This window comes from Bordetella flabilis, assembly GCF_001676725.1.
In the GTDB taxonomy this organism is placed as follows: Bacteria; Pseudomonadota; Gammaproteobacteria; order Burkholderiales; family Burkholderiaceae_B; genus Bordetella_C; species Bordetella_C flabilis.
In genome coordinates, this window is sequence record NZ_CP016172.1 from 579272 (window position 1) to 597892 (window position 18621).

The 18621-nt window shown below is 67.9% G+C and carries 13 protein-coding genes and 2 riboswitches; of the genes, 10 read left to right on the plus strand and 3 right to left on the minus strand.

All coding sequences use genetic code 11. The features are described from left to right. Nucleotides 1-6: 6 nt before the first annotated feature. Nucleotides 7-777, plus strand: a complete 771-nt coding sequence (locus tag BAU07_RS02585; protein ID WP_066653740.1) for a 5'-methylthioadenosine/adenosylhomocysteine nucleosidase — start codon at nucleotides 7-9, stop codon at nucleotides 775-777. Nucleotides 778-783: 6 nt separating this feature from the next. On the opposite strand, the gene metG is transcribed toward BAU07_RS02585, so the two are convergent. Together metG and BAU07_RS02595 are read right to left on the minus strand one after the other, a co-directional pair. Continuing rightward, the gene (gene metG, locus BAU07_RS02590; protein WP_066653742.1) at nucleotides 784-2904 is read right to left on the minus strand and encodes a methionine--tRNA ligase; all 2121 of its coding nucleotides are present in this window, start codon (nucleotides 2902-2904) and stop codon (nucleotides 784-786) included. A 228-nt stretch (nucleotides 2905-3132) separates the two neighbouring features. Further along, nucleotides 3133-3396, minus strand: a complete 264-nt coding sequence (locus tag BAU07_RS02595; RefSeq protein WP_066653753.1) for a hypothetical protein — start codon at nucleotides 3394-3396, stop codon at nucleotides 3133-3135. 146 nt (nucleotides 3397-3542) lie between these two features. Here BAU07_RS02595 and apbC point away from each other — a divergent pair, with 146 nt between their 5' ends. From apbC to dcd, 4 genes are all read left to right on the plus strand, one after another. Further along, nucleotides 3543-4628 carry an iron-sulfur cluster carrier protein ApbC gene (gene apbC, locus BAU07_RS02600; protein ID WP_066653764.1) on the plus strand — a complete coding sequence of 362 codons (1086 nt, stop codon included), beginning with the start codon at nucleotides 3543-3545 and terminating at the stop codon, nucleotides 4626-4628. 3 nt (nucleotides 4629-4631) lie between these two features. Beyond that, nucleotides 4632-6494, plus strand: coding sequence for an autotransporter assembly complex protein TamA (locus BAU07_RS02605; protein WP_066653768.1), 1863 nt, complete (start codon nucleotides 4632-4634; stop codon nucleotides 6492-6494). After that, nucleotides 6491-10129, plus strand: coding sequence for a translocation/assembly module TamB domain-containing protein (locus BAU07_RS02610; protein WP_066653772.1), 3639 nt, complete (start codon nucleotides 6491-6493; stop codon nucleotides 10127-10129). Before BAU07_RS02605 ends, BAU07_RS02610 begins: the two co-directional genes overlap by 4 nt. A 152-nt stretch (nucleotides 10130-10281) precedes the next feature. Then, nucleotides 10282-10845 carry a dCTP deaminase gene (gene dcd, locus BAU07_RS02615; RefSeq protein ID WP_066653781.1) on the plus strand — a complete coding sequence of 188 codons (564 nt, stop codon included), beginning with the start codon at nucleotides 10282-10284 and terminating at the stop codon, nucleotides 10843-10845. Between the two features lie 43 nt (nucleotides 10846-10888). Here dcd and BAU07_RS26640 read toward each other — a convergent pair whose 3' ends face one another. Further along, nucleotides 10889-11917 carry a GNAT family N-acetyltransferase gene (locus tag BAU07_RS26640; RefSeq protein ID WP_084025174.1) on the minus strand — a complete coding sequence of 343 codons (1029 nt, stop codon included), beginning with the start codon at nucleotides 11915-11917 and terminating at the stop codon, nucleotides 10889-10891. A 209-nt stretch (nucleotides 11918-12126) separates the two neighbouring features. Here BAU07_RS26640 and BAU07_RS02625 point away from each other — a divergent pair, with 209 nt between their 5' ends. The 5 genes from BAU07_RS02625 (at nucleotide 12127) to gcvH (ending at nucleotide 18609) form a co-directional block, all read left to right on the plus strand. Then, on the plus strand, nucleotides 12127-14388 hold the full coding sequence (locus BAU07_RS02625) for an arginine/lysine/ornithine decarboxylase (RefSeq protein WP_066653784.1): 2262 nt from the start codon (nucleotides 12127-12129) through the stop codon (nucleotides 14386-14388). A gap of 25 nt (nucleotides 14389-14413) precedes the next feature. After that, a complete protein-coding gene (locus tag BAU07_RS02630) occupies nucleotides 14414-15610 on the plus strand; it encodes a BaiN/RdsA family NAD(P)/FAD-dependent oxidoreductase (RefSeq protein ID WP_066653786.1) in 1197 nt (398 codons plus the stop codon). A gap of 141 nt (nucleotides 15611-15751) precedes the next feature. Next, complete coding sequence (locus BAU07_RS02635; protein ID WP_066653788.1) at nucleotides 15752-16642, plus strand: ZIP family metal transporter; 891 nt, start codon at nucleotides 15752-15754, stop codon at nucleotides 16640-16642. A 77-nt stretch (nucleotides 16643-16719) separates the two neighbouring features. Next, a riboswitch (glycine riboswitch) is annotated at nucleotides 16720-16817 on the plus strand. A 34-nt stretch (nucleotides 16818-16851) separates the two neighbouring features. Further along, nucleotides 16852-16964: riboswitch (glycine riboswitch) on the plus strand. A 76-nt stretch (nucleotides 16965-17040) separates the two neighbouring features. Further along, entirely contained in the window at nucleotides 17041-18141 is a 1101-nt protein-coding gene (gene gcvT / locus BAU07_RS02640; protein WP_066653790.1) for a glycine cleavage system aminomethyltransferase GcvT, read from the plus strand. A 99-nt stretch (nucleotides 18142-18240) separates the two neighbouring features. Beyond that, entirely contained in the window at nucleotides 18241-18609 is a 369-nt protein-coding gene (gene gcvH / locus BAU07_RS02645; protein WP_066653800.1) for a glycine cleavage system protein GcvH, read from the plus strand. Nucleotides 18610-18621: the final 12 nt, after the last annotated feature.

Genomic DNA, 18621 nt, shown 5'->3' on the forward strand with positions numbered 1-18621 from the left:
TCCGGGATGTCTGCTGCCCCGCTCGGCATATTGGCCGCGCTTCATGATGAAATCGCCGATCTGCTGGTGCAGATGGGCCCCACGGCCGAGTGCCGCCGGATCGGCAAGCGCGACTATTACGTCGGCGAACTGTATGGACGGCGGTGCGTGGTCGTGCTGGCGCGTATCGGCAAGGTCGCGGCGGCCGCGACCGCGGTGACGCTGATCCGCGAGTTCGACGTCCAGGCCTTGCTGTTCACCGGGCTTGCCGGCGGCATCGCGCCCGGCGTGAACGTGGGCGATGTCGTGATCGCCAACACGCTGGTCCAGCACGACCTGGATGCGCGTCCGCTGTTTCCCCGCTACGAAGTGCCGTTATTGGGCGTTTCCCAACTGGCCACGGCGCCCCGGATGAACGAAGTGCTGGCGCAATGCGCCGTGGACTACCTTGCCCTGGGGCTGTCGAGCGACGTCGACCCGCTCACCCGGGACCTCTTCGGCATCGGCGCGCCTACGCTGCATCGCGGCCTGGTTGCGAGCGGCGATCGCTTCGTGGGCGATGGGGCCGTCGCGCAAGGACTGCTGGAAGCGCTGCCCGGCACGCTATGCGTCGAGATGGAGGGCGCGGCGGTTGCGCAGGTATGCCACGAGTACGAGGTGCCCTGTGCCATCCTGCGCACGGTCTCCGACCGCGCCGACGCCGCGGCGCCGGTGGACTTTGCCGCGTTCCTGAGCCGCGTCGCCAGCCGCTATTCGAACGGCATCGTCAGCCGTTTCGTGCAGGCCTACACCGATTGACCCTTGTCAACGCACCCGCATGCCCGGCTGGGCACCGGGCCACGGTTCCAGCACGTAGATGCCAGGGTGGGCCGATTCGTCGGCATGGCTGGCGGCCAGCACCATGCCTTCCGAAACCCCGAACTTCATTTTGCGCGGGGCGAGGTTGGCGACCATGACCGTCAGCTTGCCGATCAGGTCCTGCGGCTTGTAGGCCGACTTGATGCCGGAAAACACGTTGCGATGGCGCCCTTCGCCCACGTCCAGCGTCAGGCGCAACAGCTTGGTCGATCCTTCCACTTCCTCGCAATTGACGATGCGCGCCACGCGCAGGTCGATTTTGGCGAAGTCGTCGATGGCAATGGTGGGGGCGACCGGCTCGCCGCCCGGCGTCGCCGCCTGGGCATCCTCTTGCGGGCCTGCATCGCCGTTGGCGCCGCCCGGGTTGGAGGCCGGCGCGGCCGCCGGCTCCACCAGCGCATCCAGCATGGCGGGATCGACGCGCTGCATCAGGTGCTTGAACGGCGCGATGCGGCCGGGCAGCACGGCAGCGTCGCGCCAGGTAAAGGCGGCATCCTGGCCGAACAGTTCGCGCGCCACGCGCTCCGCCAGGGCGGGCAGCACGGGCGCCAGCATGACGGACAGGGCCTTGAAGCCTGCGAGGGTGCGGGAACAGATGTCCTGCAGGGCAGCTTTCTGCTCGGCCGGCGCCGTGGCGATGCCCTTGGCCATGATCCATGGCTGCGCGGCGTCGAAGGCCTGGTTGATGCGGTCGGCGCAGGCCATGATCTCGCGGATCGCCCGGCCATATTCGCGTGCTTCGAAGGCGGCGCGTACCGCTTCGGCCTGCTCCGCCAATTCGGCGCCCAGGGCTTGCGTTTCGCCGCTGTACGCCAGGACTCCGTCAAAGTGCCGGGTGATGAAATTGGCCGCACGGCTGGCGATGTTGACGTACTTGCCGATCAGGTCGCTGTTGACGCGGGCGATGAAGTCCTCTGCCGTGAAATCGACGTCCTCCACCCGGGCGTTCAGCTTGGCCGCGATGTAGTAGCGCAGCCATTCCGGGTCCATGCCCACGTCCAGGTAGCGCAGCGGCGAGATGCCGGTGCCCCGGCTCTTGGACATTTTTTCGCCGCTGACCGTGATGAAGCCGTGGACGTTCAGCGCGTCGGGCGTCTTGCGCCCGGCGAACTTCAGCATGGCGGGCCAGAACAGGGCATGGAAGTAGATGATGTCCTTGCCGATGAAGTGCACTTGCTCCGTCGAGCCTTCCGGGTCCAGCAAAGCGTCGAAATCCAGCCCCTGTTTGTCGCAATAGGCCTTCAGGGACGCCAGGTAACCCACCGGCGCGTCCAGCCAGACGTAGAAGTAATTGCCCGGCGCATCGGGAATCTCGATGCCGAAATACGGCGCTTCGCGCGATATATCCCAGTCCCCCAGCTTGGCCTCGCCGTCTTCGGCGCCCAGCCATTCGCGCGTCTTGGCGAGCACTTCCGGCTGCAGCCTGCGCGCGCCCGTGGCGTTGCTGCCGGCGGTCCAGTCGCGCAGAAAAGCCACGCAGCGTGGATCGGATAGCTTGAAGAAGAAATGCTCGGAGCGCTTGAGGACGGGTGTCGCCCTGGTCAGCGTCGAGTACGGCTCGATCAGGTCGGTGGGCGCGTACACGGCACCGCATACCTCGCAGGAATCGCCGTACTGGTCCTTGGAATGGCAGGTCGGGCATTCGCCCTTGATGTACCGGTCGGCGAGGAACATGCCCTTCACCGGATCGTAGAACTGCTCGATGGTGCGCGTCTCGATCAGGCCTTGCGCCTTCAACGCGCGGTAGATGTCCTGCGAGAGGGCGACGTTCTCCGGCGTGTCGGTGGAGTGCCAGTGGTCGAAGCGGATGTGGAAGCCGTTCAGGTAGCGCGGCCGCTCGGCCGCGTAGCGGGCAACCAGTTCCGTGGGCGTGATGCCTTCGCTCTCCGCCTTCAGCATGATGGGGGCGCCATGCGCGTCATCCGCTCCCACGAAATGCACCGTGTGCCCGGCCATGCGCATGGTGCGCACCCAGATGTCGGCCTGGATGTACTCCATGATATGGCCGATGTGAAACGATCCGTTGGCGTAGGGCAGTGCGGTAGTGACGAATAGGGTGCGTGACATGGCCGAATGGCAGAGTGGAAACCGGACCCGGCATTTTAGAGCCAGTTGCGGCGAACGCCGGCGGCGGATATGGCGAAGCCCGCGGGCGCGTGGGCGGCCGCGGGAACGAAGAGACGACGGATGGGACGAAGCTGGGTCGCTGGCGACCCGGCGGCGAACCGCGAGGGGACCTGCCGCGCCGGGCTTCCTTGGTGTGCAACCCTGCCGGGCTGCCTCGATGAGACGGGCTTAGCGCACTTCGCGGACTTCGACGTCGATCACGTCGGGTCGTACACCCTGGAAGGGCCCCGTGGGCCCAGCGCCGCGCGTGGCGTTGCGCTGGTGCCAGTACGCGCGCACGCCGAAGGGACGGCCGCGGACCCGCGCCACCAGATAAAGGATGCCGACCGCGATGGCCGTGGACGCCATGAACACCAGCGCCATGGCGCCGCCGATCAAGGCGAGTACCGTGAAGGCCACGGCGCGAACTAAGCGGGTAAGAGCATTGTTCATGGTAAGAAGGACGCGAAACGCGGCGAAAAGTTCCTGCAGATTCCGCTATCCTTGCAAGTCATAGAGGCCGCACGGTGCTGAAAAAGCCAGGCTGTAAACCGGGGTAGCCGCGCCAAAGCCCGGGGTGCCTGTAGGAATATAGTGACATGAGTTTGACGATCCACCAAATAAAGGCCGTGCTCGAAGGTGTAACGGACCCGGAAACCGGCGCCAGCATAGGCAAATATGTAAAAGAGCGCGACGTCCGGATCGAGGCAGACCGTGTTTCAGTCGCGGTAGAGCTGGGCTATCCCGCGCGTACTCAACAGCAGGCGCTGCGCCAGGCGGTGGTGGACGCACTCCGTGCCGCCGGTGCCCCGGATGCGGAGGTTGCGGTCACCTGGAAGATCGCTGCCCATGCGGTCCAGCGCGGACTGAAGCCGCTGCCCAATGTGTCGAACATCATTGCGGTGGCCTCCGGCAAGGGCGGGGTGGGCAAGAGCACGACGGCCGTCAATCTGGCCCTGGCCCTGGCCGCCGAGGGCGCCCAGGTGGGCGTGCTCGACGCCGACATCTATGGCCCGAGCATTCCCACGATGCTGGGCATTTCGGGGCGGCCGGTCAGCCACGACAACAAGTCCATGGAACCGCTGCAAGGGCATGGCCTGCAAGCCAATTCCATCGGCTTCCTGATCGATGCGGACTCGCCGGCGATCTGGCGTGGCCCGATGGTCACCCAGGCGCTGGAACAACTCTTGCGCCAGACCAACTGGCGCAACCTCGATTACCTGATCGTCGACATGCCGCCCGGGACTGGCGATATCGCGCTGACGCTGGCGCAGAAGGTTCCCGTCGTGGGCGCTGTCATCGTTACCACTCCGCAGGACATCGCCCTGCTGGACGCGCGCAAGGGCTTGCGCATGTTCGAAAAGGTAGAGGTGCCCATCCTTGGGGTGGTGGAGAACATGTCGATGCACATCTGCAGCCATTGCGGGCACGCCGAACCGATCTTCGGGGAAGGCGGCGGCAAGCGCATGGCGGAACAGTACAAGGTGGCATGGCTGGGCGGCTTGCCGTTGACGCTGCAGATTCGCGAGCAGACCGACGCGGGGCATCCCACCGTTGTGGCGGATCCGAACAGCGAAGCGGCGCGCCTGTACCGTGACATCGCGCGGCGAGTCGCCGTCGCGGTCGCGCAGCTCCCGCGGGACATGGCCGGCAAATTCCCGAACGTCGTGGTCCAGCAGCCCTGAAGCATGCAATGGTTCGCCGGCCTCCTGCTGTGCCTGGCGCTGGCACTGCTCCAGACCGCGTATGCCAAGCCTGAGATCGTCATCGACCCCGGCACCGTCGATCCGGCGGCGTTGAAGTCGGTCAACGATGCCGTCGAGGCCATCGCCCGGCTCGCGGCGGACCAGGACGGCGGCGAAGCGGACCGGCTGCGCCGTCGCGCGCGTGACGCGGCGCTGGCCGCGCTGGCCACGCAGGGCTATTTCGCGGCGAGCGTGACGCTGAAGACCGGCAGCGACGTGGATGGCGGCACCTGGGATATCGCCATCGACGCCGGTGTGCGAGCGCACATCGTCGCGGTCGAGCTGGCGTTCACCGGCCGCATTTCGCGCGCCGAGTATGCGCAGCGCGTGGCGGCGCTGCGTAAAAGCTGGCTGTTGCCGGTGGGCCGCCCGTTCGTCAACGATGATTGGAACAAGGCCAAGTCGGACCTGCTCGACGCGGTCATAACGCGCGATTTCCTGCTGGCGCGCATCGCGGCATCCTCTGCCGACGTGCAGGCCGACCAAGGCCAGGTACGCCTGAAAGTCGTGATCGACAGCGGCCCGGCGGTGCGCATGGGCATGCTGACCATCCAGGGCCTGGAGCGCGTCCCGGGGTCGCTGATCAAGCGCTATGTGCGATACACCCCCGGCGACGCCTACGACCAGGACAAGCTGAACCAGTGGCAGCAGGCCCTGCAAGGCACCGCCTTTTTCCGTGGCGCATTCGTATCGATGCAGCAGCCCGGAGGCGGCGATGCGGCCGCCTTGTCGCCGTCGCGGGATCCCTCGGTGGCCGCGCCGGCCGGCGACCCGCGCGTGGCGGCCGGCGGCCAGCCCGCACCCCCTGTGGACAGCAATGGCGTGATCACCCTGCCGGTGCAGGTCCGCGTTGTCGAGGCGCCGCCCAAGCGCTTCTCCGCCTCGATCGGGGTGGATAGCGATGCCGGCGTCGGGGTGGAAGCCGTCTACCGCCAGCAAGTGGTGTTCGGCCAGCCTGTCACGCTGGAATCGGGCGTGGGCGTGAACCGGCTGCGGCAGCGCGTCTACGCCGATTTCCATTTGCCGCCGGATACCCGGGGCAACAAGGACAGTATCGGCGTACTGGCGGAGCACTCCGATATCCAGGGCCTGGATGTGACGCGTTTCGCCGTCGGCGCGACGCGGCTGCAGGAGCGCAGCGGCGGTCCGGATGGCCGCGTGGACTACGAGACGCGCTGGGGCCTGCTGGCCGCGCACGACTCGGTCAAGATCGACGGCGATGACGAATACAGCCTGCCCACGCTGACGGCCACGGCGGATTGGCTGCGGCGCAATGTGGACAGCAAATACAACCCGCGCGATGGCAACCTGATTGCAGTGGGCGGAGGCGTCGGCATCGCGCTGAACACGGGACAGCCCTATACCCGCGCGCGCCTGCGCGGACAACGCTGGTGGCCGATCGGGCAGCGCGACGTATTCACGCTGCGCGGCGAAGTCGGCCGTGTGTGGGCATCGCGGGATACCCAGGTGCCGGACGACTTCGGATTCCGGACCGGCGGCGCGCGCAGCATCCGTGGGTATCGCTATCTCAGCATCGGCGCCGATCGCGGCGACGCGGTGGTGGGCGCGCCCGCGCTGGTGGTGGGCAGTATCGAATACGACCATTATTTCGACGATCGCTGGGGCATCGGCGTCTTCGTGGACGCCGGCGACGCGGCGCAGTCTTTCGGCGATATGGACATGGCCGTGGGCTACGGCGTGGGCGCGCGCGTGCGCACGCCGGCGGGGCCGCTGTTCCTGGATGTCGCGTACGGGCAGCGCGACCATTCCGTGCGGCTGAACTTTTCCCTGGGGATCGCGTTTTGAAGGTACTGCGCGGGCTCATCCGCAACGTGCTGGTGTGGTGGTTGCCCACGCTGCTGCTGGTGTTCGCGGTAGCCGCGGGCGCGGCGGGCTGGGTATTCGCCACGCAGGCGGGCGCGCGCTGGCTGGTGCAGACCGCTGTCGCGCAGCTCGATGGACGGGTCCAGGCGGTACAAGGTTCGCTGTGGCGGGGGCTGCGGGTCGGCCGCTTGTCCATCGACGTGTCCGGTGTGGCGGTCGCCGCGACCGACCTGGCCGTGCAGCTTGCGTGGCCAGACCTGTTGCAGCGGCGTCTGCGCGTGAGCGACCTGTCGGTCGCCGACCTGGCCGTGGTCGTCGGGCCGACGGACCCGCGGACGGAGACACCGGCGCCTGCCGGGACCCCGCCGTCCCTGCCCCTGGACATTGTCGTGGAGCGACTGGCGGTGGGCACCTTTGCCCTGCATCGGGACGGTCAGCCGCTGCCCGTCGCGCTGAGCGGCTTGCAGGCCGCCGGCAGCGTCACCGCCGGCGGGGCGCGGCTGCGGATCGACGCGTTGCATGCAGCCCATGCCGTCGCGGATGCGGACCTGCGCGGCGAGGCGACGCTGAAGCAACTGGCGGCGCCCTGGCCGCTGGACGCGAACGTCCATGTCTCGATACGCGGCACGACACCCGAATCGCCGGTGTGCGTGGGCAGGTTCGTCACGGCAGCGGCGCCTGCCCCATCGCCTTCCGCTTCCCATCGTGGCGCCGCCACTACGCCGGCGGCAGCCGCTTCCAATCGCCAGGCTGGCGCTGCGCCGGCGGCCGCTTCCGACAGCGCGGATCCCTGCCATGTCGATGCCGACCTGCGGCTGGACGGTTCGCTCGACGCCATGGACGCCGACCTCCAGGCACAGGGCGCGGGCGCGGCGCTCGTGGCGCATGCCGAACTGACGCCGCAAGGCCGTATACCGTTGCGGCGCGCGACCCTGGCACTGGAGCTTGCGGACCGTACCTCCGCGGGGCTCGCGCTGGAGGTCGCGCGTGACGATGCAGCGGCTACCAACCGCGTGCAGGGCAAGCTCACGGCGGACCGCCTGGACCTCGGACGCCTGCTCGCGGGACTGGTGCCGCCGGCAATGCTCAGCACGCGCGCGTCCTTTGATGCGGAATTCACGGACCGTTATGTGTTGCGCAGGGCCGCTGTGGACCTGGGCGTCGACAAGGGCAGCCTTTGGAACCGCAAGGCGCTGGACGGCACCGCGCGCGCCCGGGTGGTCACCTCGGCAGAACCGGATCCGACCGCCGATTGGCCCGCGGCGCTGGCCGATATCCGCATCGAGGACCTGGCCGTGGACCTGCGGCTGGGCCGCAACCGCGTGCGCGCGCAAGGCAGCATTGGCCCGCGTAACGGCGAGATCGCGCTGGACGCGGCGGCGCCCGAACTGTCCGCCTTCTGGCCGGGCCTGGGCGGCGCCGCCAGCCTGCAAGGGAAGTTGGCCGGCACGCCGGCACGCCACCGGGTGGAGCTGCGCGGGGCCTATACCCCGCCGAACGAACGGGCTGGCATGCTCGGCCGCGCCCGCATGGAGGCCTCCGTCCTGGTCGAAGGCGGCTATGGGGCCACCGCGGGCGCCGGTTCGGCAACGCAGGAGCTGGGATGGCGGGGCACGGTGGACAAGCTGTCCGCTTCCCATGCCGGCTTCCAACTGGCCGTGGCACGCCCTGTCAAGGTGGCCTGGATGCCGCACGCGACGGCGCCGCGCTGGCAGTGGGACGTCGGGCCCGCGCGCATCGAACTGGGCTTGCCCGGTGGCGACCGGGCAGTGCTCGACCATGCCGGGTCACGGGCCGGGGCAGGGCGCTGGGAAACCGCGGGGCGTATGGACAACCTGGTCTTGACGCCCGCCGTCGTGCGCCAGGTGATCCGTGCGCTCGATCCGGACGCCGCGGCACAGGGGGCGCAGCGCCGCACCGCGCGCGTCAATGCCCGTGTGCCGGCCAGCCAGCGGCGCATCGCCCTGGACGTATCGTGGGAACTGCGCTTTGCGGGCGCCCTGTCCGGCAGGGCCCGCGTGGAGCGCCGGTCCGGAGACCTGTTGATTCCGGGAGATCCGCCCATGCCGATGGGCCTGCGCAAGCTGGTGCTGGCCGTGTCTGCCACGCCCGTTTCCGCGGGTGGCAGCCGCGTCGAGGCCGATCTCCAGCTGGACACGGCGAAGATGGGCTCGTTGCGGGGCACCGGGGCGGCCATGCTGGCGACGACGCGAGACGGCGGCATCGGGCTCGCGCCGCGCCAGCCGTTGCGGGTGTCGTTGGACGCCGATATCTCGGATTTGCAGTGGGTCGAGATTTTCACCGGTGACGATATGGAGCTGGGCGGTGCCTTGCAAGCCAACATCCAGGCGCAGGGCCTGCCGGGGCAGCCCTGGCAGGCGAGCGGTACAGTCCGGGGCCAGAAGCTGCGTTTCGTACGTATCGACGATGGCGTGCGCCTGCTGGACGGTACGCTTTCCGCCAGGTTGCAGCAGGACCGTCTGGTCATCGAATCCCTTCGTTTTCCCGCGACGCTACGCGTGCTTCCCACCGAAGCGCGCACCCGCGAGTGGGTCACGCGCAACCCCGATGCCAGGAACGGCTATGTCGAGGCCACCGGCACATGGAGCCTGACGGATGCCACCGGCCAGGCGCATATCACCCTGCACCGGTTTCCGGTCATCCAGCGCGCCGACCGCTTCGCCATGATGTCCGGCCGCATCGATATCGACGCCGCCTTGCCACGCATGACGCTGCGCGGCGACGTTCGCGCCGACGCCGGCTGGGCCAGCATCGAAGTCCTTAGCGAGGTGCCTACCCTGGATGGCGATGTCATCGTGCACCGGTCGGGCGAGGAGGAGGAAGCCGCCAGCACGCCCTTGCAGACCGACATGGATCTGAACGTCGACCTGGGCCCGCGCTTCTACCTGACCGGCATGGGCCTGGACGCCGCGCTGGGCGGTTCCATCCGCATCCGTTACGCCGGTGGCCGCCTCACCGGCACGGGCGCTCTCCATACCCGGTCGGGCCGCATCGATGCCTATGGGCAGCGGCTGCAATTGCGGCGCGGTACGGTGACGTTCCAGGGCAGCCTGGACAACCCGCTGCTGGATATCGAGGCCCTGCGCACCGGGGAGCAGGTGGAGGCCGGCGTGCGGGTCAGCGGCACCGCGCAGCGGCCGCGTATCGACCTGATTTCCTACCCGGACGTCAGCGATGTGGAAAAGCTGTCGTGGCTGGTGCTCGGCCGCGGTCCGGACAGCAGCGGCAACGATACGGCCCTGCTGGTATCCGTCGGGACGGCCCTGCTGGGCAACGGCGAGCCGTTCTACAAGCAGTTCGGCCTGGACGATGTCAGCGTGCGCAACGGCGCCATCGGCAGCACCGGCAGCCTTCTGCCGGACCAGACCGTCGCCGGCAGCGTGAACCAGGACAGCACCGCTTCCCTGGCTACGCAGTTCCTGGTGGCGAGCAAGAATTTCTCGAATGGCGTGACGCTGAGCGTGGAGCAGGCGCTGGCCGGCTCCGAAACCGTCGGCCGCTTGAGCTACCGGCTGTCGCGCCGCTGGTCGGTGGACCTGAAGGGCGGTTCGGTCAACGGTCTGGCGCTGGTGTATCGGACCTTCCTGGGCGACTAGGCCGGCGCCCGGGGAAGCGGGCGGCCCGGCCGGTCCTGCCACGGCGGGTGATGCGCGTGCCGGCGGTGGTCCGGTAAAGGGGGCGACGTGCCGCGGGCGCCGGCGGCGCGGACGGTAAAATACCGCCCACTTCAACCTGAGGCTTCCTTCCCATGAGTATCAAGAGCGACCTGTGGATTCGTCGCGCCGCGGCCACCGGCATGATCGAGCCCTTCGAGCGCGGCCAGGTGCGCGAAGCCAATGGCGAGCGCATCGTCAGCTACGGCACCAGCAGCTATGGCTACGATGTGCGCTGCGCCAACGAGTTCAAGATATTCACCAACATCAATTCCACCATCGTCGATCCCAAGAACTTCGACGAGAAATCCTTCGTCGATTTCAGCGGCGATGTCTGCATCATTCCGCCGAATTCCTTCGCGCTCGCGCGCACCGTCGAATATTTCCGCATCCCGCGCAATGTGCTGACCATCTGCCTGGGCAAGAGCACTTATGCGCGATGCGGCATCATCGTCAATGTCACGCCGCTCGAGCCGGAATGGGAAGGCCATGTGACGCTGGAGTTTTCCAACACCACGCCGCTGCCCGCCAAGATCTATGCCGGCGAGGGCTGCGCCCAGATGCTGTTCCTGGAAAGCGACGAGGTCTGCGAAACCTCGTATCGCGACCGCGGCGGGAAGTACCAGGGCCAGCAGGGCGTGACGCTGCCCAAGACCTGAAGCGGCGGCGCGCTGGGGCGGGCCCCGCTTGCCCACGCCATGGCTATCCCTGTTCCGGGGCCCCCGGGCAGTTGGCCAGATAGGGCAGGGGCTTGCGTTCATAGTAAATGTCCCAGCTATCCTCGCCGGCGCGCTCGAATCCGTGGCGCTGGTAGAAGCGGTTGGCGTCGCTGTCCCGCAGTGCGCCCAGGCGCACGGGCAGGCCGTCGCGATCCGCCCTGCGCAGGATGCGCCGCAGGACCTCCGCCCCCAGGCCCTTCGCCTGGTGGGCGGGCAGGATGTACAGGTGATCCAGCTTGAGCGCGTCCGCTTCCCGGCGCAGCGTATAGAAGCCCACGCGGATATCGTCCAGCACGATCGCCCAGGTGTCCTCGGGGCTATAGCCGGCGCGCAGCCGCTGCCGGGCGCGCTGCGGATCGAAACGGCCCACGCGCACCAGGCTGTCGCGCATGGCCGCGACGCGTATGTCGGCCAGGGCCTCGAACGCCGCTTCGTCCACGGCTTCGTAGCGCAAGCGGGCTCCAAGGCCGGTCAGGGGGCTTGCCTGCAGGGCCAGCGTCATCAGGATTTCATCGTGGAAGGCGCCGTCCACCCACAGGCCTTCCGGCTCGCGGCCATATTCCACGAAGCCGGCACGGCGATACAGCGCCTGGGCCGGCAGGTTGGCCGCATTCACGCACAGGTTCAGCCGGCGCACTTGCGGCATGGTGCGCGCCAGGTCGACCATGCGCTGTATCAACGATGCGGAAAGCCCGCTGCCCCGACGGTCCGGCGCGATATAAACCGAGGTCAGGATGGCCTTGTGGCAGGACTTGCGGCCGTGGTCGCGATGCACGCAGGCCATGCCCACCAGGCGGCCGCCATGGAAGATGCCCGCCGCGCCGCCGTCATGCGGGTCCTGCGGGGCGATGCGGGAGGCGACCACCTGGCGCGGCAGGGCGGCTTCGTCCTCCACGCTGGCGCCGAAGGCCGTGGGGGATTCGCGCAAGGCCAAAAGCCGTAGCGCGTGGAATGCCGCCGCATCGTCCGCCGTGAGGAGGCGGATGGACGCGGCGTCGTGGTTTCCGTTCATGATGTCGGTCCGGGGTGGATTGCGGGGCAGTTTAAGGCCGAGGGCGGGTGCTCTGCCTTGGCGGGGGCCGTGGAGAAGGCCGCTTCCCGGGTACGCGGGATGCACAGCCGGCGGACCGGTCGGCGCCGCGACCCAGTCCGCAACGCTGCCGTAGTGCGTCCGCAGTACACTCGCGTCGGCTTTGGCCTTACCCCCGCAGGAGTGCCCGCATGAAATTCCGGTTTCCCATTGTCATCATCGACGAAGACTACCGTTCCGAGAACGCCTCGGGACTGGGTATACGCGCGCTTGCCGCGGCCATCGAGGCCGAGGGCGTGGAGGTGCTGGGCGTCACCAGCTATGGCGACCTGAGCTCTTTCGCCCAGCAGCAGAGCCGCGCCAGCGCCTTCATCCTGTCGATCGACGATGAGGAGTTCGACGTGGACTCGCCGGAGGACGTGGCCAGCGCCATCAAGAACCTGCGGTCCTTCATCGGGGAATTGCGTTTCCGCAATGCCGACATACCGATCTATCTGTATGGCGAAACCCGCACCTCGCAGCACATCCCCAACGATATCCTGCGCGAGCTGCACGGCTTCATCCACATGTTCGAGGACACGCCGGAATTTGTCGGCCGGCACATCATCCGCGAGGCCCGCGCCTATGTGGACAGCCTGGCCCCGCCGTTCTTCCGCGAGCTGGTCAAGTATGCGCAGGACGGCTCGTACTCCTGGCACTGCCCGGGGCACTCGGGCGGCGTGGCGTTCCTGAAGAGCCCCGTGGGGCAGATGTTCCACCAGTTCTTCGGCGAAAACATGCTGCGCGCCGACGTCTGCAACGCGGTGGACGAACTGGGCCAGCTGCTGGATCACACCGGTCCGGTGGCCGAGTCCGAACTCAATGCGGCGCGCATCTTCCACGCCGACCACTGCTACTTCGTGACCAACGGCACCTCGACGTCGAACAAGGTCGTGTGGCACGCCAACGTCGCCGCCGGCGACGTGGTGGTGGTCGACCGCAATTGCCACAAGTCCATCCTGCACGCCATCACGATGACGGGTGCCATCCCGGTGTTCCTGCGCCCGACGCGCAACCACCTGGGCATCATCGGGCCCATTCCCATCGAGGAATTCGAGCCCGAGAACATCATGAAGAAGATCGAGGCCAATCCCTTCGCCCGCGAGGTGAAGAACAAGAAGCCGCGCATCCTGACCCTGACCCAGAGCACCTATGACGGCGTGATCTACAACGTCGAGATGATCAAGGAAAAGCTGGGCAACTACGTCGATACGCTGCATTTCGACGAGGCCTGGCTGCCGCACGCCGCGTTCCACGAGTTCTACCGCGATATGCACGCCATCGGCCCGGGACGTCCGCGCAGCGAGGCGGCGATGGTCTTCGCCACCCACTCCACGCACAAGCTGCTGGCTGGCATTTCGCAGGCGTCGCAGATCATCGTGCAGGAGTCCAACACCCGCAAACTGGACCGCAATATCTTCAACGAAGCCTACCTGATGCATACCTCCACCTCGCCGCAGTACGCGATCATCGCGTCCTGCGACGTGGCGGCGGCCATGATGGAGCCGCCGGGCGGTACCGCGCTGGTCGAGGAAAGCATCCGCGAAGCCATGGACTTTCGCCGCGCCATGCGCAAGGTGGAATCCGAATTCGGCCGCAACGACTGGTGGTTCAAGGTCTGGGGCCCGAACCGCCTGGTGTCCGACGGCATTGGCCACCGCGACGAATGGCTGCTGGAATCGGGCGATCACTGGCATGGCTTCGGCGATATCGCCGACGGCTTCAACATGCTGGACCCGATCAAGGCGACCGTCATCACTCCGGGCCTGGATATTTCCGGCAGCTTCGGCGAAACCGGCATTCCGGCCGCGCTGGTATCCAAGTACCTGGCCGAGCATGGCGTGGTCATCGAGAAGACGGGCCTGTATTCCTTCTTCATCCTGTTCACGATCGGCATTACGAAGGGCCGCTGGAACACATTGCTGACGGCCTTGCAGCAGTTCAAGGACGACTACGACCGCAACCAGCCGATGTGGCGCATTCTGCCGGAATTCTGCCGCGACCATCGCCGCTACGAGCGCATGGGCTTGCGCGACCTGTGCCAGCAGATCCACGAAGCCTACCGCGAAAGCGATGTGGCGCGGCTGACCACCGAGATGTACCTGAGCGACATGGTGCCCGCGCTCAAGCCCTCCGATGCCTTCGCGCGCATGGCCCACCGGGAGGTCGAGCGTGTGGCGATCGAAGACCTGGAAGGGCGGGTGACCGGTGTGCTGCTGACGCCGTACCCCCCCGGCATCCCGCTGCTGATCCCGGGCGAGCGCTTCAATCGCACCATCGTGCAGTACCTGCAGTTCGCGCGTGCGTTCAATGCCCGCTTCCCGGGCTTCGAGACCGACATCCATGGCCTGGCCGAGGATGTCGACGAACGCGGCGAGGTGCGCTACTACGTCGACTGCCTGAAGGAAGACTGAGGCCGCGCGCCTCATCGTCCCCGGCATGTTCGACGTCGCGATCATCGGCGCCGGCGCCGCTGGCATGATGTGTGCCGCGGTGGCCGGCCAGCGCGGCCTGCGCGTCGTGCTGATCGACCACGCGGCCAGGTTGGGCGAGAAGATCCGCATATCCGGCGGCGGCCGCTGCAACTTCACCAATACCGGCACCGGCCCCGCCAATTTCCTGTCGGAGAACCCGCACTTCTGTCGCTCGGCGCTGGCCGGCTACGGGCCGCAGGACTTTCTTGCGCTGTTGCGTGGCTACCGCGTGGCCTGGCACGAGAAGCACCGCGGCCAGTTGTTCTGTGACGAGTCTAGCGCCGCCATCATCGACGTCCTGCGCGCGGAGTGCGACGCGGGCGGCGTGCAATGGCGCATGCCGTGCACCGTCGCCGAGATCGGGCGGTCTGGCGAACACGGGTTCGAGCTGCGTACCGAGGGGCAGGGCGTATTGCACGCGGGCAAGGTGGTCATCGCCACCGGCGGCATGGCCATCCCCCAGCTCGGCGCGACGGACTACGGGCTGAAGGTCGCGCGCCAGTTCGGCCTGAAGGTGGTGGAGCCGCGGCCCGCGCTGGTGCCGCTGACGTTCGATGCCGCGCGCTGGGCGCCCTTCGCGGCGCTGTCGGGCGTCGCGCTGGAGGCCGGCGTGCGCAGCGGCCCGGGCGAGTTCCTCGAAGACGTGCTGTTCACCCATCGTGGCCTGTCCGGCCCCGGCATCCTGCAGATCTCCAGTTACTGGAATCCCGGGCAGCCCGTGGTGCTGGACCTGGCCGACGGCCGGGACCTGGCCGAGGAGCTGATCGCCGCCAAGGCGGGTGGCCGCCAGCAGCTGGGCACGGCACTGAGCGCCCTGTGGCCGCGCCGCCTGGCCGAGCAATGGCTGCTCGACATGACGGACGCCAAGGGCCAGCCCCTGGCGCAGGCGCGGCTGGCCGATATCCCCGACAAGACGCTGCGCGGGCTGGCGCGCGCCGTCCATGCCTGGGAGGTCGTGCCGACGGGCACGGCCGGCTACAAGAAAGCCGAGGTGATGCGCGGCGGCGTCGACACACGGGGGCTGGACCAGAAGAGCATGCAGGCGCGCAGCGTGCCGGGCCTGCATTTCATCGGCGAGGTGGTGGACGTCACCGGTTGGCTGGGCGGCTACAACTTCCAGTGGGCCTGGGCCTCCGGCGTCGCCTGCGGCAAGGCGCTTTGAGCGCCCCGTCTCCGGACGCCGCCAGGACCCCCTGTCCTTTATCGCGGCAGGATGGGACACTAGCGCCGGTGTGAACAGCCCGGACGCCCGTCGCGGCGCGTTTCTTGCTATGGCCACCGCACGACAGGAGAGGGGATCCCCATGAACACGCATATCCGCTCGCTGGCCGAAGCCGGCGCCGGCAAGACCGCCGTCTTCATCCTGCTGGCGCTGTTCGCCATGGGCTCGTGGGGGCTGTGGCTCGTCCTGCGCGACGATTATCCGCAGGTCGCCAACGCCTGGGTCGGCGGCCTGATCGCGGCCGGCGCCACGGCTGCCGGCACCCTCCCGGTGCTCTTTTCGCAGCGCCTGTCCGAGCGCGTGCAGGACACCATGTTCGGCTTTGGCGCCGGCGTCATGCTGGCGGCCAGTGCGTTTTCGCTGGTGGTGCCCGGCATCCAGGCCGCGCGCGACCTGGGCAACGGCCCCTGGAGCGCCGGCCTCACGGTGGGCGCCGCGATCCTGCTGGGCGCGGCGGTGCTGCTGTGGCTGGAGCGCACCGTGCCGCACGAGCATTTCATCAAGGGCAAGGAAGGCCACGATGCCCGCGTGCTCAAGCGCACCTGGCTGTTCGTCTTCGCCATCATGCTGCACAACCTGCCCGAAGGCCTGGCCATCGGCGTGGCCTTCGGCGGAACCGACGCGATGCGCGCCGGCGCGCTGTCCACCGGCATCGCCATCCAGGACGTACCGGAAGGGCTGGTGGTGGCCGTCGCCTTGCTGGCGGCGGGATACAGCCGCACGTTCGCGGTCGTGCTGGGCATGGCATCGGGGCTGATCGAGCCGGTGGGGGCCCTGGCGGGCGCGGCCGTCATGGCCTGGTCGTCCGTGCTGCTGCCCTGGGGACTGGGTTTCGCCGCCGGCGCCATGCTGTTCGTCATCAGCCACGAGATCATTCCGGAATCTCACCGCAAGGGCCACGAGGTCTACGCCACCTGCGGGCTGATGCTGGGGTTCGTCCTGATGATGCTGCTCGATACGGCGCTGGCCTAGCCGGCCCGGGGGCATTTTGCCGCCGGCCGCGCGGCTTTATCCGGCGCCGGATTCGTTGTATTCTTCGCGACGCTGTCACGCATCATGCGGGAGAGAGCGGGCGCCCCAGGGCGAGCCGCCGCCGAAGGCGCAATTCGCCCGGAATCGCTCAGGCAACCCATACCGCAGCATGCCTTGCCCAAGCACGCCGTCGCCCGGCTTGCGGGCGAACACAGCGCTCTGGAGAGAGCCGGCCACCCGCATTTGCGCGGCGCGCCCGGACGCCGAAGGTGCAAACCCGCCCAGCGGGGCAACTCTCAGGCAAAAGGACAGAGGGGCGGAAACCAAGCCGGTGCTTCGGAGGCTTTCCGCATCCAGCCCGGTATTCCGTTACCCGCAGGCCGTCCGGAGCCGTCTCCATGTCGATATCCCTCAAGAACACTCCCCTGGCGCAGGAACATGTCGCCGCCGGCGCGCGCATGGTCGATTTCGGCGGCTGGAACATGCCGCTGGCCTATGGCTCGCAGATCGAGGAACACCATGCCGTCCGCCAGGATGCCGGGATGTTCGATGTTTCGCACATGCTCAACGTCGATGTCACGGGCGCGGACGCCATGCCCTTCCTGCGCCGGCTCATCGCCAACGATGTGGCCAAGCTGACGACGCCGGGCAAGGCGCTGTACAGCTGCATGCTGAACCCCGAAGGCGGGGTCATCGACGACCTGATCGTCTATTTCTTCGCCGTGGACCGCTGGCGCGTGGTGGTCAATGCCGCCACCGCGGACAAGGACGTCGCCTGGATGCAGCGCGTGGCCGCCGCGACACGGCTGCATGTCTCCATCGCGCCGCGCCGCGACCTGGCCATGATCGCAGTGCAGGGCCCCAACGCCCGCGCCAAACTCTGGGCCGCGCGGCCGGCATGGCGCGCAGACTCCGAGCCCCTCACGCCTTTCACGGCGGCACGCTTCGAGCCCGACACGCTGGTGGCGCGCACCGGCTATACCGGCGAAGACGGATTCGAGATCGTCCTGCCCGCCACGGAAGTCGCCACGCTGTGGCGCGACCTGGTGGCGCAAGGCGTGCGCCCCTGCGGCCTGGGCGCGCGCGATACCCTGCGCCTGGAAGCCGGGATGAACCTGTACGGCCAGGACATGGACGAGCTCACGCAGCCCGCGCAGGCCGGTCTGACCTGGACGGTCTCGCTGAAAGACCCGGCGCGTGGCTTCATCGGCCGCGCCGCCATCGAACAGTGCTCCACGCCCTGCGCCTTCCTCGGTCTGAAGCTGTCGGAGCGCGGCGTCATGCGGGCCCACATGGCGGTGCGTACGCCGCTGGGCGACGGCGAGATCACCAGCGGCACGATGTCGCCCACGCTGGGCGTATCGGTGGCCTTCGCGCGCCTGCCGATGGGGGTAAACCCCGGCGACACGGTGCAGGTCGACATCCGCGGCAAGTGGGTGCCCGCGACGGTATGCAAATTGCCGTTCGTGCGGCACGGCAAAGCGGTCGAACACTCGTAAACTGCCATGGCTCGCGGGCCCGGCATGCCGGGCCGCGGGCGGGGCGCGCACCTCGATCTTCCTTCCCATCCGGATTTTTTGAATTCCTCAGGAGCTGCCATGAGCCTGCCTACCGATCGCAAATACACCGCAACGCATGAATGGGTCAAAGCCGAGGGCGACGTCTTCGCCGTCGGCATCACCGATCCGGCCCAGGAACAACTGGGCGATCTGGTCTTCGTCGGCGACGTCAAGGTCGGCGCCCGGCTGGCCGCCGGCGAAACCGCCGGCGTGGTCGAGTCGGTCAAGGCGGCTTCGGACATCTACGCCCCCGTCGCCGGCGAAATCACCGCCTTCAATGACGCGCTGGAAGAGAACCCGGCCCTGATCAACGAAGCGGCCCATACCCACTGGATTTTCAAGATCAAGCCGGACAACCCCGCCGACGTGGACGCGCTGCTGGACGCCGCCGGCTACGAAGCCCTGTAGGCCTGTACCAAA

Excerpts from the sequence above, each read along its gene's own strand:
- BAU07_RS02585 (WP_066653740.1), top strand. The coding sequence starts at position 7 with ATGTCTGCTGCCCCGCTCGGCATATTGGCCGCGCTTCATGATGAAATC.
- metG (WP_066653742.1), bottom strand. The coding sequence starts at position 2,904 with ATGTCACGCACCCTATTCGTCACTACCGCACTGCCCTACGCCAACGGA.
- BAU07_RS02595 (WP_066653753.1), bottom strand. The coding sequence starts at position 3,396 with ATGAACAATGCTCTTACCCGCTTAGTTCGCGCCGTGGCCTTCACGGTA.
- apbC (WP_066653764.1), top strand. The coding sequence starts at position 3,543 with ATGAGTTTGACGATCCACCAAATAAAGGCCGTGCTCGAAGGTGTAACG.
- BAU07_RS02605 (WP_066653768.1), top strand. The coding sequence starts at position 4,632 with ATGCAATGGTTCGCCGGCCTCCTGCTGTGCCTGGCGCTGGCACTGCTC.
- dcd (WP_066653781.1), top strand. The coding sequence starts at position 10,282 with ATGAGTATCAAGAGCGACCTGTGGATTCGTCGCGCCGCGGCCACCGGC.
- BAU07_RS26640 (WP_084025174.1), bottom strand. The coding sequence starts at position 11,917 with ATGAACGGAAACCACGACGCCGCGTCCATCCGCCTCCTCACGGCGGAC.
- BAU07_RS02625 (WP_066653784.1), top strand. The coding sequence starts at position 12,127 with ATGAAATTCCGGTTTCCCATTGTCATCATCGACGAAGACTACCGTTCC.
- BAU07_RS02630 (WP_066653786.1), top strand. The coding sequence starts at position 14,414 with ATGTTCGACGTCGCGATCATCGGCGCCGGCGCCGCTGGCATGATGTGT.
- BAU07_RS02635 (WP_066653788.1), top strand. The coding sequence starts at position 15,752 with ATGAACACGCATATCCGCTCGCTGGCCGAAGCCGGCGCCGGCAAGACC.
- gcvT (WP_066653790.1), top strand. The coding sequence starts at position 17,041 with ATGTCGATATCCCTCAAGAACACTCCCCTGGCGCAGGAACATGTCGCC.
- gcvH (WP_066653800.1), top strand. The coding sequence starts at position 18,241 with ATGAGCCTGCCTACCGATCGCAAATACACCGCAACGCATGAATGGGTC.